The sequence below is a fragment of the Alloalcanivorax sp. C16-1 genome, assembly GCF_046507805.1.
Classification (GTDB): domain Bacteria; phylum Pseudomonadota; class Gammaproteobacteria; order Pseudomonadales; family Alcanivoracaceae; genus Alloalcanivorax.
In genome coordinates, this window is record NZ_JBKFTK010000001.1 from 418,714 (window position 1) to 434,252 (window position 15,539).

Genomic DNA, 15,539 nt, shown 5'->3' on the forward strand with positions numbered 1-15,539 from the left:
TAGAGACAGACACACAAAAGACACACGCCCTCCTTTTAAAGACAGCCAGACCGCTCAGCGGGCCTATAGCTCAATTGGTTAGAGCAGCGGACTCATAATCCGTTGGTTCCAGGTTCAAGTCCTGGTGGGCCCACCACTCGCTTCGCTCGCCCCTCCACTCATCCCTTTTTCTCTTTCCTTACTCATGATTCTGACTCCTGCCAGGGTTCCACCCGTTTGATCAGGACACTGTATTCGTGGCCGAGAAATCGCGGGTGGACCATGTCGCCCACGCGGGCGCCGAACAGCGCCTCGCCGAAGGGCGAGAGGATGGAGATCAGGCGACGGTTGGGCTTCGCGCGGGCCGGTTCCACCAGTACGAAGTCCATTTCGCCGCCGTGGTCCAGGTCGATGATCCAGACCCGGGTGTCGATGTCCGCGGTCATTGAGCGGTCCCGCCGGTCCCTTCTTTGTTCCATTCTTGCCAACAAACCGCCGAGCAACGGCGGGGATAACATCCACCATCCGCGAACGGACAGGTAGCCGCGCGCCTTCGCCGAGAAACCGGGCAGGCAGCGTCGCGCACACAGGGGCGCCATCAGCACATCTCCTGATTGGAAATTAACGATATGGATAAAGCACGAAACGCCGGACGGGCGGGCCCGTCCGGCTTAAGGGAGGAAGGTGGGGGAAACGGTCAGAAAAATGCGGCGGATAATCACGGCGTGCCTCGAACCATGAATGAACTCAACGCTCGACCATAGCCCAATAAAAAGATAAAGCAAGCCAGCCTGATGGCGTCGCCGTTCAGAACACGCCCTGGTCGATCATGGCGTCGGCGACGCGGCGGAAGCCGGCGATGTTGGCGCCGAGCACCAGGTTGCCGGGGGCGCCGAATTCCAGCGCTGTTTGGCTGGCGCTTTGGTGGATGCCACGCATGATGGCGCGCAAGGTGTCGTCCACCTGTTCCACCGGCCAGCGGGCCATGGCGGCGTTTTGCTGCATTTCCAGCTGGCTGACGGCCACGCCGCCGGCGTTGGCGGCCTTGCCCGGGCCGTAGAGAATGCCGGCGCGCAGGAACAGGGACACCGCTTCCCGGGTGCAGGGCATATTGGCGCCTTCGCACACGCAGGCCACGCCGTTGGCGAGCAGGGTTTCCGCGTCGGCGCCGTTCAGTTCGTTCTGGGTGGCGCAGGGGAAGGCGATGTCACCGGCCTGCCGCCAGACCGGCGAACCGCCGTCCGGGTAGTCCGCCACCGGAATAAAGGTGGCCTCTTTATGGGTGTCCCGATAGGAGGCCAGGGCGGCGCGTGTTTGTTCCTTGATGGTTTTCAGCAGCGGCACGTCGAGGCCGGCGGGGTGGATCAGGGTGCCGCTGGAGTCCGAGCAGGTGATCGGCCGGGCACCCAGTTCCGTCAGTTTCTCCAGGGTGTAGAGCGCCACATTGCCTGCGCCGGACACCAGGCAGCGTTTGCCTTGCAGCGACTCGCCTCTCTCCGCCAGCATGTTCTCGGCGAAATATACGCAGCCGTAGCCGGTGGCTTCCTTACGCCCCAGGGAGCCGCCCCAGCCCGGCGATTTGCCGGTGAGCACGCCCTCGAAGCGACCGCTCAGGCGGCGGTATTGGCCGTACAGGTAGCCGATTTCCCGGTGCCCCACGCCAATGTCCCCGGCGGGCACATCGATGGTGGCGCCGATATGCCGATAGAGGGCGGTCATGAACGCCTGGCAGAAGCGCATCACTTCCCCCTGGGAGCGCCCCTTGGGGTTGAAGTCCGATCCGCCCTTGCCGCCGCCCAGGGGCAGGCCGGTGAGCGCATTCTTGAAAATCTGCTCGAAGCCCAGGAATTTGATGATGCCGCCGTTCACGCTGGGGTGAAAACGGAGCCCCCCCTTGTAGGGTCCCAGGGCCGAGTTGAATTGCACCCGGTAGCCTTTGTTGACCCGCACCGCGCCCTGGTCATCGACCCAGGCCACCCGGAACAAAATCTGACGCTCCGGCTCCACCAGACGCTCCAGAACCCCTTCGTTCTTGTAGCGGGGGTCGGCGTCCAGCACCGGGGCCAACACCTCCAGTACTTCTTCCACGGCCTGATAAAACTCGGTTTGCCCCGGACTGCTTTGCCGCAGTCCATCGATAACGCTGGAAACATGGTTCATGACGATTCCCTGTAGCAACGAGCCAAACGAAAAAGCGGCTCAAAAGTGAATATAAACCACATAACGGCTCAAAATCGTTAATTTATGGTATATATTCACAAAGCCAAAACGGAAACCCTATTATGGACCTTATTGAACTGGGCGGCCGCTTCAGAGAGCTGCGCCGGCTGGCCGGAGACACCCAGAGCACCGTGGCCGAGCGGGCCGGCATGGACCGGACCACGGTGGCCAAGTTCGAGACCGGGCAGCTCGCGGAGCTGGGCGTCGGCAAGCTCGAGCGCCTGTTTCAATTGTATGGCTTTTCCATCGAACCGGTGCCGGTGCGCCCGCGACCTACTCTGGATGATCTGCAGGCGCGCGGCGAGAGAGGCAGGCGGACATGACCAATCCGGTGAAGCGCATCACCGTGACCGTGGACGGTGAGCCGGCGGGCAGCCTGGTCGAACAGGGCAGAAAGGATTTCTCTTTCACCTATCATCCGGAGGCCCGCGACCGGGAGGTGTCACTGACCATGCCTTGGCGGGACGCGTCCTGGCACTTCCCCGGCGTGCATCCGGTGTTCGCCCAGAATCTGCCGGAGGGCTATCTGAAGGACGTGCTGGCCCGTACGGTCCGCAAGCTCCATGGCGCCAGCGACCTGGCGTTACTGGCCTCGCTGGGCCCGTTTCAGATCGGCCGGCTTGGCTATCAGGCGCCCGGGACGCCGGTTGAATCGCCGGCGTCCGGCGAGACTCTGGACGGACTGCTGCGCTCCGGCGATCCCGATCTGTTCGATCAGTTGGTGGAAAAATACGCCCTGCGTTCGGGGATCTCCGGTGTCCAACCCAAAGTGCTGGTGGACCTGCGCGATAAAGCCGCGATCCGCTCTGGCCGTCTGATCGTGAAATCCTGGGGGGACGACTTTCCGCAATTGGCGCTGAACGAGTATTACTGCATGCGGGTGGCTGACCTGGCCGGCCTGGAGGTACCCCGCTTCGACGTTTCCCTGGATGGACGGCTGTTCGTGATGGAGCGCTTCGACGTAAAAGGGGACGGCGGCTTCCTTGGCTTCGAGGACGCCTGTTCCCTGCAGGGCCTGGTGCCGGAAGAGAAATACGACAGTACCTACGAACGGCTGATCGCCACCGTTGAAACCTACGTCTCCCCGGAGCAGGTGAACCGGGCCCGGCGGACCTTGTTCACCTCCTTACTGGTGTCATGGGCGGTAAGAAATGGCGATGCCCATCTGAAAAACTTCGGGTTGCTGTACGCCGATACCCGGTCGGCGGTCAGGCTCGCCCCCGCCTTCGACATCGTCACCACCACCGTCTACCTGAGCAAGGACGTGCCGGCTCTGCAGCTCGGCGGCAGCAAGCGCTGGTGGAAAGTGAAGATGCTCGAACAGCTGGGCCGACGGCACTGCAAGTTGTCGCCCGCCACGGTCCGTGAGCAGATGGCCAAGGTGGTTAACGCCGTCGACCGGGTGGTTCCGGAAATGGACGAGGCGCCGCCCTACTTCCGCGACATCGGCCAATCGATGAAAGAACAATGGACGCGGGCTCGCAACGAACTGGCCGATTTTCTGAACACGCCGCACTGAAGGCGAGGCCCGCGCACTCCACGTTCAACCCGCTCCGTCCAGTCCCTCCACCAGGAAAAACTGCCCCACCGAACCCTGTTGCCGGGCCGCCTTGAACGGCGCGTATTGTTCGCTCCGGTAAAAGCCTTCGGCCACCTCCCGGGAGGGGAACTCGATAATCAGAAAGGTCTGGGGTGGCGCGCCCTCCCCTTCCAGCTGGTCCACCGCGTTGGTGCGCGCCAGGTAACGACCGCCGGCACGTTCCACCATGGGCGTGACCCGGGCCACGTAGTCCTTGATCCAGCCCGGGTCGGTGAAGTCGATCAGGGCCACAGCATAGCAAGTCATCGGCTTGTCCTCGTCAAAGCGAAAGCCTGACTATCCATGGCGCCGCCGGCACCGGCAATGACCGTTTTGCCCGGCGCTTCCTGGCGGGGTCGGGGGCGCCCCTGTTATAACGGGCGCCTCTTCGTCGATGGATGGACGCTGTGATTCCGGTTGCCTCTTTTTCTCCGCTTTTTCTCGGCCTGCTGACACTGTCGATGCTGGCCGGCGCGGCGCTGGCGTTGTTCTGGTTGGCGGTGCACGGCAACCAACGGGTACGACGCTGGCGCCAGCGGCACGGGCGCGGCACGGTGTGGCTGTCGGCGGGGCTGGGCGTTTTGTTCGTGCCCTATGTGGCCTGGCAGGCGCTGGGGCTGTGGTCGCTGATCGCCGGAGCCCGGGAGCAGGCGGCGCTGCGGGTGACCCTGGAGGCACCGACCCGGGTGGCGGGCATCGATATGCCCGCCGGCAGCGAGCTGGTGCTGAAGGAAAAGGACCGGCTGGAGAGTTTCGAGTGGGTGGCGTTTCCGGCGCCGGTATCCGTGTACGGCTTCCAGGCGTCGGCGGTGCGCCGCTTTCTGGACCGGGGCGAGCAGGGCCGGCACTACGTTCCCCGGCGGCTGCGTATGAGGCTGACCGGTGATCAGGAATGGGACGGCTGGCGCTGCGCCGGCGACGAGCCGCTGACCGCGGACCTGGACCCTGGCGGTACGCCGCAGTGGGTGAACGGCTGCGTGCTGGCCGCCGGCAACCGGCTGGCCGGCGCCGGGCTGCCCGCCGGCAGTGCCCTGCGCGCCTCAAAAGGCACGGTCTACACCAATGGCCGGCGGGACCCGGATCGATGGGTGGTGGAGCTGCCCGAGGCGGAGGCGGTGCCGCTGGCCGGCGCCCGGCTGCGCGGGCGCATCCACCTGGACGCGGAACACCGGCCGGTGCGCGTACAGGGCGCTCTGGATGACGCCTTTTCCCTGGGCGCTCTGTCCTACCCCGAAGGCACCCGGGTGCGGGTGCGCTTCAAGACGGGACAGCCGGAGTCCTGGTGGTTCAGCCCGGTTGAGGACGGTGCGGCGAGGCGGCGGGACGGCCCGCCGGTGCCACCCGGCCAGGCGGTCCATCAGGATCCGGAAGGCCGGGTATTGGCAATCACCGACAATCAAAGCGCCGGGTTCTTTCAAGCCGTCCCTGTGCGCTGAAAGAAGCCCCCCGTTGTAGGAGCGGCTTCAGCCGCGCAAACGACAAGGCGGATCGCCGGCGCCTACAGTCGTTCCCAGGCCCGTTGGGCGCGCAGGGCGCGGGCCTTGCCGGCCACCTGGAACAGGGGCCGGTCGCGGCGCCAGCGGTCGGCGGCGGCGTCGGTCTCGCCGTCCCAGAGACCGTCCGCTTGCTGATAGAGACTCTGGGTGCGGGCCAGGGCGCCGGCCAGCGCCAGATGGGTCACCGGGTCATCGGCGGGCCGGTCGCTGAGGGTGGCCAGGGTCACCAGGCTGGCGGCCAGCGCTTCGGCGAAGTCCGCCGGCCAGTGGCGCGCCCGGGCTTCGCGCAGCAGCCAGCTCTGTACCGCCAGGGCGATAAAGGTGTCCTCCACGGTGCGGAACGGTTTGACCACGGTGTCGTAGCCGTCACCGTCCAGCAGGGCGTCCCCGGACAGCGCCACCGCCTCGAAGGTGGCGGCGGTGTGGGGAATCTCCGGTACGAACGCCAGGGGCGGTTTGTCCCGCAGATGGACGCCGTCGGCGCCGGCGGACACCCGCGCCACTTTCAACGCCGGGCGGTCGCCCTCCTGATCCAGCCGCGCCACCACCAGCAGTTGGTCACAGACCGGCCCCAGGGTAATCCAGCTTTTGGCGCCATCCAGCCGCCAGCCGTCGCCGGCCGCGCGCAGGGTGGTGGCGATGTCCCGGGGGCGATTGCCGCCCTCCTCCGTGGCGCACAGGGCCAGGCGGGCGCCGTCGGCGGGGGCCTGGCCGAAGTTCGCCAGCAGCCGGCGCAGAGCCGCCTGGTAGCCGGCGGCGAACGCCCAGCCCACCCGATCGGCGGCGAAGCCGCCGTGCAGGGCCAGCGCCACCGGGTCCTGGTGCGCCGCCGTCAGCGCCGCCCAGCCCCGGGACCAGGCCGCCAGATCCGGAGGCGCCGTGACCGTGGGCGGCGCGCTCAGCAGCGAACGTAATGCCTCCCAACCCCCACTCAAAAGGCGGCCCGCCCGACGGATGCGCCGCCGTCCACGCAGATCGTCTGGCCGGTCATGTAGCCGCTGTCCTCGCCAAGCATGAATTCCAGGGTGGCGGCGATTTCCCGGGGCTCGCCGAGCCGGTCCATGGGCACCATGGCCAGGTAGGCGGCTTCCCGGTCGCTGCCCTCGGGGTTGTTGGCGCGAAACAGTTCGGTCTCGATGGGACCCGGGGCGATGGCGTTGACGGTGATGCCGGTGCGCGCCAGCTCCAGGGCCCAGGTGCGAGTGAAGTTGACCATGGCCGCCTTGGCGCTGCCGTAGGCGGTGCGCCCGGGCAGGCCGAAGATGGTCAGGCTGGAGACATTGACGATGCGGCCCCAGCCTCTTTCTTTCATGCCCGGCAGCAGCGCCTGGCTGGCCTGGATGGCCGGGTGCAGATGCAGGGCGTGGATGGCGTCGAAGGTGTCCAGATCGATCTCGCCCAGGGCCTGGGGTTTGATCATGCCCACATTATTGACCAGACCGTCGAACTGGAAGCGGCCGGCAAGATCCTTGAACACCGCCTCGGCCTGGTCCCGGTCGCCCAGGTCGGCACTGACCAGGGTGCCGGGAAAGTCCGGGTCGTCGCCCTGTCGGGCGATGCCCACCACGCCGTGGCCGGCGGCGGCCAGCCGCTCGGCGGTGGCCCGGCCGATGCCCTTGGTGGCACCGGTGATCAGATAGGTGCGTTTCATCAAGCTCTCCCATTGTTATTGTTGATTCAGCGATTGGTGTTTTCAGCCGCGCATCGGCTTGAGGGCGTCGGCCCAGCGTTCCAGTTCATCGAGCATGGCGATGGCGGATTTTTCCTGGATGTCCTTGGCCTTGAAGGTGCCGTCCTCCAGCTGCTCCTGGACCATCGGTACCGCCACCTGCTCGATCAGCGGCATCATCTTCAGGGTGGTCAGGGTCGGTTTGGTGGCCTCCACGGAACGCATGCCGCCGGAGATGCCGCCGTAGCTGACGAACGCCGCCGGCTTGTAATTCCACTCGTGGTAGACGTAGTTGAGGGCGTTCAGCAACGCCGGGGTGGGGCCGAAATTGTACTCCGGCACCACCAGCACATAGGCGTCCGCCTCGGCCACGCTGGCGGCCCAGCGCTTGGTGTGTTCGTGCTGGTAGTTCTGCTGACGGGGGTGGTAGGGCTCGTCGAACACCGGCAGGTTGAAGTCCGCCAGGTCCACCCAGCGAGCGTCGAAATTGCCATGGTGGCGGGCCAGCTCGTAGAACCAGGTGCCCACGGCGGACCCCACCCGGCCCGGGCGGGTACTGGCGATGATCACGTTGAGGCGCAGCATGTTCGACTCCTTTTGCGATGACGGTGAAGAAAAACGAGACACCGGGTTTAGCACTATCCAGGCACCCGGCGCAACGGGCGCCGCTGGCCGGCACGTCCCGGGCGCACTATTCTAGGCGCCATGCCCGACATCGCCCTGCCCCCCTGCCTGCACGATCTGGAAACCCTTGCCCGGGGCCCCGGCCTGGTGCTAGCTCGCTGTGGTTACCGACCGGAAGCGTTCGCCGGGGACGCCTTCGCCCGCACCGGCATCCCGCTGCCTCCGGGGCTGGAACGGGCGGTGGCCAAGCGCCGCCTTGAGTACCTGGCGGGGCGTGTGTGCGCCCGCGCCGCCCTGGGCCTGGCCACCGGCCTGGACGCGGTGCCCGCCATCGGCGACGACCGCGCGCCGCGCTGGCCGGCCGGGGCGGTGGGCGCCATCACCCATTCCCACGGCGAGGCCGCCGCGCTCACCGGCGACGCCCGCCAGTGGCGCGGCCTGGGCCTGGACCGGGAACGCTGGCTGGCGCCGGCGCGGGCGGCGCGGCTGCGCGACGAACTGCTGACCCCGGCGGAGCGCGACACCCTGACCGGCCTGTCCGAGGACGCCCTGGCCCGCCGCGTCACGCTCACGTTTTCGGTGAAGGAGAGCCTGTTCAAGGCGCTCTACCCGCTCACCGGCCGGCGCTTCTATTTTCAGGACGCCGCCCTGGAGGGCGACCGGATCCGGCTGCTCACCGATCTGTCCCCGGACTGGCGCGCCGGACATGGCTTGCGGTTCGACGTGGAAGAAGATGCCACCGGCCTGCTCAGCTGGATCCTGGTCCCGGCCTGAGCCCAACGGCTTCATGGCAAGGCGCAGCCCGGCGTGGCCGGCACCGGATCGGCGTACAAACCGGCGTTGTAGAACCACTGCTGCCCGGCGGCCCGCCGGCGGCAGACCACTTCCTCCACCAGCTCGAACATGCCCGGCTGCAGGTTGGTATCGGCCTCCGGCTGGTCGGCGAAGCGCATGAAGTTCTGGTCGGTGCCGTAAGGCTGCCATTGCGCGTGTCCCGCGCTCTCCGGCGTGCCGGTACGCGCGAAGGACACCCAGTAGTCCATCATCGCCGCCGACAGCTGGCGGGACGTCTCGCCTACCGGCCGGGGCCAGTTCTCCGAGAGGGGCGCGCCCGCGCCGACATGGCCGAACACGAACGGCACGTCACTGGCATGGAACGCGCAAAGATCCAGCGCCTGGGCAGCCGGGTAACAGTAGTCGAAGCGGTACAGATAGGCGGGCACGCCTGCCGCCGTCTGCTTGCGAACCAGGCGCTCCGCGGCCCACCCATAGAGCGCGTCGCGGGCGGTGGCCATCAGGCTGTACTCCAGGTCCGAGGCGGGATAGACGGTGAGAAAGTCGTCCGCCAGATCCCCGTACAATTCACCGATCCGGCTTTCGTAGGCGGCGCCATCCGCTGGCGCCGGGGCGATGAAAATTCGCTGGGAGCGCACCTCCCCCTCGTTGAAGCCCGCCAGCAGCGGCACCCGCGCCTGCTCGCCGGCATCGAAGGTGGCCACCAGCTGGTCCGGCAGCGCCCAGCCGTCCACCGTGCCTTCCGGCCGGAAGCCGACCTGCTCGCCGATCGCCACCAGCTGTTCCGCGTCCATGGCGCGCAGCGCTTCCGGCCCGGCCGCGCCGGCTTCGTCCATCACCACCGCGCCGAGCTGTTCCGCCGACGGCAGGCCATTCGCGGCGCTGCTCAGCATGGGCAGGGAACGGGTATTGGCACTCTGGGCGATGGCCTTGTCGAACAGGTCGCGCGCCAGCGGACTGGTCAGCAGATAGGTGACGCTGAAGGCGCCGGCGGATTCGCCCATGATCGTGACATTGGCGGGGTCGCCGCCGAACTGCCCGATGTTGTCGCGTACCCAGCGCAGGGCCTGGATCTGGTCAAGCAGACCATAATTGCCCGACACGCCCTGTTCGGACTCGGCACTCAACCCCGCCAAAGCCAGCCAGCCAAGGACGCCCAGGCGGTAGTTGAACGACACCACCACGGCGCCTTCCCGCGCCAACCGGGCGCCGTCGAAAACCGGCTGGCCGCTGCCGCCGATGCGCAAGGAACCGCCATGCACCCATACGATCACCGGCAGACGCCCGGCGTCATCCGGGGCCCAGACATTCAGCGTCAGACAGTCCTCGCTCATCGACGCCGGTGGGTCCCGATAGAGGCTGGTTTCCGCCACATCAGGCTGCACACAGCTCGGGCCGAAGGCCTCGGCACGGCGCACGCCTTGCCAATGGGCCGCCGGGCGGGGCGCCCGCCAGCGCCCCTCACCCACCGGCGGTGCCGCGTAGGGGATGCCTTTGAAGACCGCGAGGCCGGCCTCTTGGACACCGCTCAGTCGACCCTGCTCCACGCGGACTTCAGGCCGGGCCGTGGGCGGCGCGGAGTCGGAGGAATCGGAATCCAGGCAGGCGGTCAGCGGGCCCACCAGCATCGCGAGCAACAGCGTTCTGGCCAGGGGCGGCGTTTTGAAAACCATAAGTGCTCCGTGAATCTCAGGTTGTTGTATTTATGCGGCCGCCCGGGAGGGTCGACCATTTAATTCACTCACCAGAGAGATAATTAAATCAACAGACCCTCCCTGTCCACCGCCACCCGGCGGTAAGCGGCTTTGCCGCACAAAAAAAAAGCGGCCAGAAGGCCGCGTTTTTTGTTCGGCAGCCGGTTGCTAGTCAGCACAGAACAGATTGCCCTCCTCCCGGCGGCTGATCCGCACCAGATCCACCGCGCCGGTGAAGCCGTCGCCGACCACGGCACCCACCGGACCGCTGCTCAACACCGGCACGCCCGGCGCCACATCGAACCCTTCCACGGTCTCGCAGTCCACGGACAACGTGACCCGCTGGCCGTCGCCGGTCAGCTGGATTTCCCGCCAGCCGTCGCCCGCTTCCAGCCCGGTGAGCAGCCGGCGGTTCTGCGACGGCAGCTCCACCAGCAGGCGGTCCCGGGCCAGGCTGACGCGCAGCGCGGTGCCGCCGTCGCCGGCCAGGGCCATCACCGGCACTGCGTCGGTCTGATCGGTGCGGGCGCGCAAGTGCACAGAGAACCGTTCGCCGATCACGCTGTTGTTCAGCGAGCCGGTGTCGCGGGTGACCAGGCGATAGTTATCGGCGAACACCGCCACGCGCCCCACTTCACCGCCATCGTTCAGGGCCGGCGCCGCCGGCTGACCGGCAGCGTCCAGCCCGTACAGCGGGTCGCCATAGGGCGAGTGGTCGTTGATGCAGGGGCCGTCGCAATCGTCCTGCGTGTCCATGACCCAGAAGCCCAGCACATAGCCATCCACCGGCATGTACTCCACCGGTGTCGGATCGTCGCGATCCACGTAGCGGGTATCGTCGTCGCCACCGCAGGCGGCCAGGGCGGCGGCGAGCAGCGTGATCGGCAAAGCGTTTTTCAGTTTCATCGCGGCTCTCCTCAGCGGTCGCTGCGCGGGTGCAGGGTGACGTCGTCCACCACGGTGCCGTCCAGGGTGCGGGTCAGCACATGCAGGTCCTCGCCCTGAATATCCAGAGTGGTGTAGGTGTTAACGTTGTCGTCGAACAGCACATCAGCGATCAGCGCGATGCCGCCGCCGTTGTTGTCGTAGTACTTGGCGGAGTCGGAGCCGGCGATCAGGTAGGTGGCGCCACCCGGCGCCGGCTTGCCGGCGGTCAGCGGCAGACTGCGTGAGTACATGTGGTCGTGGCCGGAGAGCACCAGATCGATGCCGGTTTCATCCACCACCGCCGGGATATAGGCCTGGGAGCGACCGTTGCCGGAGGCGGCGTTGCCGTTGTACGGCGGGCGATGCACCATCAGGATCTTCCAGGTGGCGTCGCTGGCATTCATGTCGCGGCGCAGCCAGTCCATCATCACCGGCCAGTCCGCTTCGCTTTGCAGTTCCGAGGTGATCACGGCGATGTGCGCCGGCCCGTGGTCGAAGCTGTAGACCGCGTCGTCATAGGGCGCCGGCAGGCCGCTGTCATTGCCGGGCAGCGGAATCAGGTCGGCGAACTTCTCGGCGCCTTCATTGTAGACCTCGTGGTTGCCCTGGGCCGGCACGAACGGATGGGAGGCCAGCATGTCGTCACCTTCCAGCGCTTCGAAGAACAGCCGCACCAGCCGATAGTCGGTCAGGTCCTCGGTGAAGTCGCCCACGTGCAGAATCAGATCCCCGTCCGGCAACTGCGCTTGCATTTTCCGGTACAGCTCAGTGACCAGGCCACTGCCGTTGAACAGGTTGTCGTTGGACACCGTCTGGGTGTCGCCGAACAGATGAATGCGCACCCGATCGTCGCCGTCGTCGGTGGCGAAGCGGTGGGTCTCGCTCATGGCACCGTCAGCGCCCACCCGATACTGGTAGTCGGTGGCGGCCCGCAGACCCTCCAGGGTGGCCCGGTGCACGCGCACCACGCCGGCCTCGCTGCCGTAGAAGAACGGCACGATGCGCGATTCGCCGATGATCTCCTGATCCAGGCCGCCCACGCCAAAGCGCACGCGCGAATCGGTCACGGTACTGGCGGTGAACCAGGCCACGTTCATGGCGGTGGCATCCCGGCCGGGCGTGAGGAACACATAGCGCGGCGTATCGCCGAGGCGTTCCACCAGCGCCCGCACATCGGTCATCAGGGAGGAGCCCTGGCCGTCGTAGGCGCGGAACAGCAGCGATTGGGTATCGGCGGCGGTCGGCAGGGTGACGTTCAGCCGGCCCTCCGCATCCGTATCGCCGAGTACCGTGACATCACTGATCTGATCGGTGCCGCTGTTGTAGCGGAAGGTTTCCAGCGTCACGCCCGGGGCCGGATTGCCGGCCTGATCCACCACCAGCATCCGCGTGCTTTCGCCTTCGATGCCCCAGTCGGTGAGCAGGCGGTAGCGGCTGCCCACTTCCTTGCGCACCACCGGATGATGGAAGGTGTCACCGTCCAGGGTGCCGTTCACCACCACCGAGACGAAGGTGTTCTGGATGTAGTCGCGTACCCGTAGGTTCAGATAGGCCACCACGCCGGTGGCGTCGCTGAACCCGGTAAAACGCCCCTGCCAACGGCCGCTGGTCTCACTGACGCCGGTGGCGGTGAGATCCCCGTCGTCCACGGTCATGGTGGCTTTGGTGCTGTCGTAGTCCAGCGTCAGCGATAGATCATTGAACGCCCCGGCGCCCACCGCTCGGATCGGAATACTGAAGATACCGCCCGGGTAGAGCTGAACGTTGTCGCTGTCGATATAGAGACGCGGCGCGCCGGTGACCACATTGAACAGGTAGTTGCCGGCGGTAACGTTGCCGTTGATGTCGAACAGGCGGTAGTCCAGCCGGTGCCAGCCGTCGGCCAGGCCGGCGGCCTGGTAGCGGATCCGGTCAGTGCCGTTGTTGGTCAGATCGGCGGATATGTCGCGGCCGTCCAGGGTCAGCTGGCTGGCGGCGAAGTCCACGCCGGAGGCGTCGTTCACCTGCAGGGAAATCAGCGGGTCGGCGCTGTCCACGGTATCGCCGGACGCCGGCGTGGCGGTGACGCCCGGGCCGGCCAGATCGGTGTCGTCGCTGTAGATGGCGGTAAAGTTGTCCAGCACCACCTGGGAATCAATACGCTCGGCGGTCTTCAGCACCAGGAAGCGGAATGGCTGGTAGAAGGTCAGCGGCTCGCGGTAGCCGCTGCCGATGCTGGCCTTCATAAAGTGCCAGCCACGCTCCGGCAGTTGCTCGCCGTCGTTGTTGTAGTTGATGGTGACGGTCTTGCCGTCCGCGTCCTTGAGGCTGCCCCGCACCCACCAGACCTTGCCGGCCAGTTCATCGGGAATGTACACGTTGACGCCCAGGTATTTCGGGTAACCGGGCAGTTCGGTGACGCCGCCGGGGTCGGTGAGGTAAGCGCCGAATGTGCCGGGCTGATCCGGGTTGGCCTCCCAGCGCAGCGCCATGGAATGGGCGCCGTCGAACACCTGGTCCTGGACCCGCTCGATCTCCACGCGGCGGTGGCGGGCGCCGGCGGCCTGGAACATGCTCACGTCGCCCTCGAAGTCGGCGACGATCTCCGGCGCCACGCCGATATTGATGGTGAGCGCGGCGCTTTTGCCGGCGGCGCTGACCGTGACCGTGCACTGGCGGCCTTGTACCGGCGCGGTGGTCACCGTGCCGGCGCTGGTGTTCACCTGGCACAGGGCGGCGTCGTCCACCTGATACGCCAGCGCCTCGGCGGAGAAAGTCACCGCCTCGCCCTGACTGATCAGTCGCGGTTGCAGCGCCACGGTAGCGCCACTGTCCACGGCGATGGCGGCGCTGGCGAAACGGATCTCGTCCAGTTCCGCGGTGACACGGACCCGGGCCACGCCTTTGCGGTCCCCCACTTTCACCACCACATAGCCTTCCTGATTACCGTCACCGGCCCGGAAGGCGCCGGTGCGGGCATCGATCAGGCCCAGGCCGGCTTCGCTGATGCCGTATTCCGGCACCTCGCCGCCGCGCTCCCAGGACGCGGCGTCATAGCCCACGCCCTTGAAGCGCCGGTAGGTGGAACCGGCCATCAGGGTAATGGTGCGCGGGTAGACCGCCACCGCGTCGCTGGCCGCGCGGGCCCGCTCGGTGTTGAGCGCCAGCCCCCACTTGGTGGCGGTGACCCGCTCGCCGCCGTCGGACGGGGTATTGAGCAGATAGGTGTAGCGTTCACCGGGCAGGCGCGCCGCCAGCGTGGTGGAGCCGCCGCCGTCCAGATTGATGGCGCGGTCGGCGCCGTAGGCGATCATCAACTGCCCCAGCTTGGTCTCGGTGATGCCGTCGGTGAGCGAGCCCACCGGCTTGTCCACCACCAGGAAGAAATAGCTGCCGTCGGCGCGCACGCCGAAGGCGGTGCGGCCGCTGATCGCGTTCTCGTTCTGGTTGTCGCCGAGCTGGCCGTTCTCCACCAGCAGGCCCCGACCGAAGCCAGCGCCCAGAGCGCTTTTCACATTGGCCCAGTCCGGGTCGTCGGTTTCATAGCGGATGTCCACCCGGGCGCCAGCGTTCAGGGCGCCGTCGTCCACCAGCAGGGCATGGCCGGCGGGGATCACATAGCCGTCGCGGTCCTCGACGCGTGCCACCACGGTGCCGCTCAGCGGCGGCAACTGGGCACTGATGCCGCCGTGCTCCAGCGTCACCACACTGATGCCGTTGGCTTCCGCCTTCACCAGCGCGGCGGAGCGACCTGTCAGGTCCACGGTGCCCCGGTAACTTTCCGCCAGGTACAGTTCCACCTCGCCGTTGCCCCGGCTGAAGCCGGTGTTCACCTGGGTGGCGTTGTCGAAGTAGTGCACGGTACCCAGCTCACCCAGAGCGCTGCCGTCCTGGTAGAGGTTGAGCGTGAAAGTGGGCACCTCCCGCAGGATATCGGCGCGGCCATCCTGGTAGACCACGATCAGGTCTTCGTTGCGGTCGGAGAAGCCGGTGTAGGTAACGCCATCCTTCTTGATCAGACCGGTGTTCCAGCCTTGGGTCATGCTGTAGGGATCCGCGTTCACCGCCAGGATCAGGTTGTCGCCGTTGTCGATGGCGTGGTTGGCCGAGGTGGTGGTGCGCTCGAAGGAAAACTGCCCCCGCGAGCGGGTCACCGGCACCAGGGACAGGCTGTCGCCCAAATTGAACTCGGCGCTGATGATGGCTTCGTCGCGGGTGTGGTTGAGCCGCCCCTCGGTGATCGTCAGATCCCGGTTCACGGCATAGCGGTGGAAGTCGCTGATCTCGGTGGGCACGGTCTCCCGGGCGGTGGTGCCGGACACCGCGGGCGGCGTGGCCGGCGCGAACTGCGCCTCGGCGTCCTCCGGTGGCGCGATCACGTTGGCGCTGAACGATTCCGCGCCGGACAGATCCTCCACATAGGGCACATCCACCGGCTGGTCGCGGTAGACGGTATCGGTATCACCGCCGCAGCCGCTCAACGCGGCGACGGCCAACAAGCACAACGGGGCCACGCCTGCGTGGCGCCACCTGGGACGACTGCTCACCGTTTTTTCTCCCGGTCATTGTTGGTAAAG

General features: G+C 66.8%; 13 protein-coding genes and 1 tRNA gene. 5 read left to right on the forward strand and 9 right to left on the reverse strand.

The genetic code is table 11. The annotated features are described in order from the left end of the window. Window positions 1–59 precede the first annotated feature (59 nt). Window positions 60–136, forward strand: a tRNA-Ile gene (locus tag ACLD0W_RS02060). Window positions 137–182: 46 nt separating this feature from the next. On the opposite strand, the gene ACLD0W_RS02065 is transcribed toward ACLD0W_RS02060, so the two are convergent. Next, window positions 183–425, reverse strand: coding sequence for a GreA/GreB family elongation factor (locus ACLD0W_RS02065; RefSeq protein ID WP_410305850.1), 243 nt, complete (start codon window positions 423–425; stop codon window positions 183–185). Window positions 426–786: 361 nt separating this feature from the next. Then, window positions 787–2,139 carry an NADP-specific glutamate dehydrogenase gene (gdhA, locus tag ACLD0W_RS02070; RefSeq protein WP_410305851.1) on the reverse strand — a complete coding sequence of 451 codons (1,353 nt, stop codon included), beginning with the start codon at window positions 2,137–2,139 and terminating at the stop codon, window positions 787–789. A gap of 122 nt (window positions 2,140–2,261) precedes the next feature. Between gdhA and ACLD0W_RS02075 the strand changes: the two genes are divergently transcribed. Together ACLD0W_RS02075 and ACLD0W_RS02080 are read left to right on the forward strand one after the other, a co-directional pair. Continuing rightward, window positions 2,262–2,522 (forward strand): helix-turn-helix domain-containing protein, encoded by a 261-nt coding sequence (locus tag ACLD0W_RS02075; RefSeq protein WP_410305852.1) that lies wholly within the window; start codon window positions 2,262–2,264, stop codon window positions 2,520–2,522. After that, window positions 2,519–3,718: a type II toxin-antitoxin system HipA family toxin gene (locus ACLD0W_RS02080; protein ID WP_410305853.1), complete on the forward strand. Its 1,200-nt coding sequence runs from the start codon at window positions 2,519–2,521 to the stop codon at window positions 3,716–3,718. The genes ACLD0W_RS02075 and ACLD0W_RS02080 overlap by 4 nt, the downstream gene beginning before the upstream one ends. Before the next feature lie 24 nt (window positions 3,719–3,742). Here the strand turns inward: ACLD0W_RS02080 and ACLD0W_RS02085 are convergent, their stop codons facing one another. Beyond that, window positions 3,743–4,045 (reverse strand): DUF1330 domain-containing protein, encoded by a 303-nt coding sequence (locus ACLD0W_RS02085; RefSeq protein WP_410305854.1) that lies wholly within the window; start codon window positions 4,043–4,045, stop codon window positions 3,743–3,745. 140 nt (window positions 4,046–4,185) lie between these two features. Between ACLD0W_RS02085 and ACLD0W_RS02090 the strand changes: the two genes are divergently transcribed. Further along, window positions 4,186–5,214, forward strand: a complete 1,029-nt coding sequence (locus ACLD0W_RS02090; RefSeq protein ID WP_410305855.1) for a hypothetical protein — start codon at window positions 4,186–4,188, stop codon at window positions 5,212–5,214. 62 nt (window positions 5,215–5,276) lie between these two features. Here ACLD0W_RS02090 and ACLD0W_RS02095 read toward each other — a convergent pair whose 3' ends face one another. Genes ACLD0W_RS02095 through ACLD0W_RS02105 form a run of 3 tightly spaced genes read right to left on the reverse strand, consistent with a single transcriptional unit; the run spans window position 5,277 to window position 7,528 of the window. Continuing rightward, a complete protein-coding gene (locus tag ACLD0W_RS02095; protein ID WP_410305856.1) occupies window positions 5,277–6,209 on the reverse strand; it encodes an acyl-CoA dehydrogenase family protein in 933 nt (310 codons plus the stop codon). Next, complete coding sequence (locus ACLD0W_RS02100) at window positions 6,206–6,925, reverse strand: SDR family oxidoreductase (protein ID WP_410305857.1); 720 nt, start codon at window positions 6,923–6,925, stop codon at window positions 6,206–6,208. Before ACLD0W_RS02100 ends, ACLD0W_RS02095 begins: the two co-directional genes overlap by 4 nt. A gap of 42 nt (window positions 6,926–6,967) precedes the next feature. Next, entirely contained in the window at window positions 6,968–7,528 is a 561-nt protein-coding gene (locus ACLD0W_RS02105) for an NADPH-dependent FMN reductase (protein ID WP_410305858.1), read from the reverse strand. A gap of 120 nt (window positions 7,529–7,648) precedes the next feature. Between ACLD0W_RS02105 and ACLD0W_RS02110 the strand changes: the two genes are divergently transcribed. After that, window positions 7,649–8,341: a 4'-phosphopantetheinyl transferase gene (locus tag ACLD0W_RS02110; protein WP_410305859.1), complete on the forward strand. Its 693-nt coding sequence runs from the start codon at window positions 7,649–7,651 to the stop codon at window positions 8,339–8,341. Between the two features lie 11 nt (window positions 8,342–8,352). Here ACLD0W_RS02110 and ACLD0W_RS02115 read toward each other — a convergent pair whose 3' ends face one another. The 3 genes from ACLD0W_RS02115 to ACLD0W_RS02125 all read right to left on the reverse strand — a co-directional run bounded on the left by ACLD0W_RS02115 (window position 8,353) and on the right by ACLD0W_RS02125 (window position 15,461). Further along, window positions 8,353–10,035, reverse strand: coding sequence for a carboxylesterase/lipase family protein (locus ACLD0W_RS02115; RefSeq protein ID WP_410305860.1), 1,683 nt, complete (start codon window positions 10,033–10,035; stop codon window positions 8,353–8,355). 189 nt (window positions 10,036–10,224) lie between these two features. Next, window positions 10,225–10,962 (reverse strand): hypothetical protein, encoded by a 738-nt coding sequence (locus tag ACLD0W_RS02120; protein WP_410305861.1) that lies wholly within the window; start codon window positions 10,960–10,962, stop codon window positions 10,225–10,227. An 11-nt stretch (window positions 10,963–10,973) separates the two neighbouring features. Continuing rightward, entirely contained in the window at window positions 10,974–15,461 is a 4,488-nt protein-coding gene (locus tag ACLD0W_RS02125; RefSeq protein WP_410305862.1) for a phosphodiester glycosidase family protein, read from the reverse strand. Window positions 15,462–15,539 lie beyond the last annotated feature (78 nt).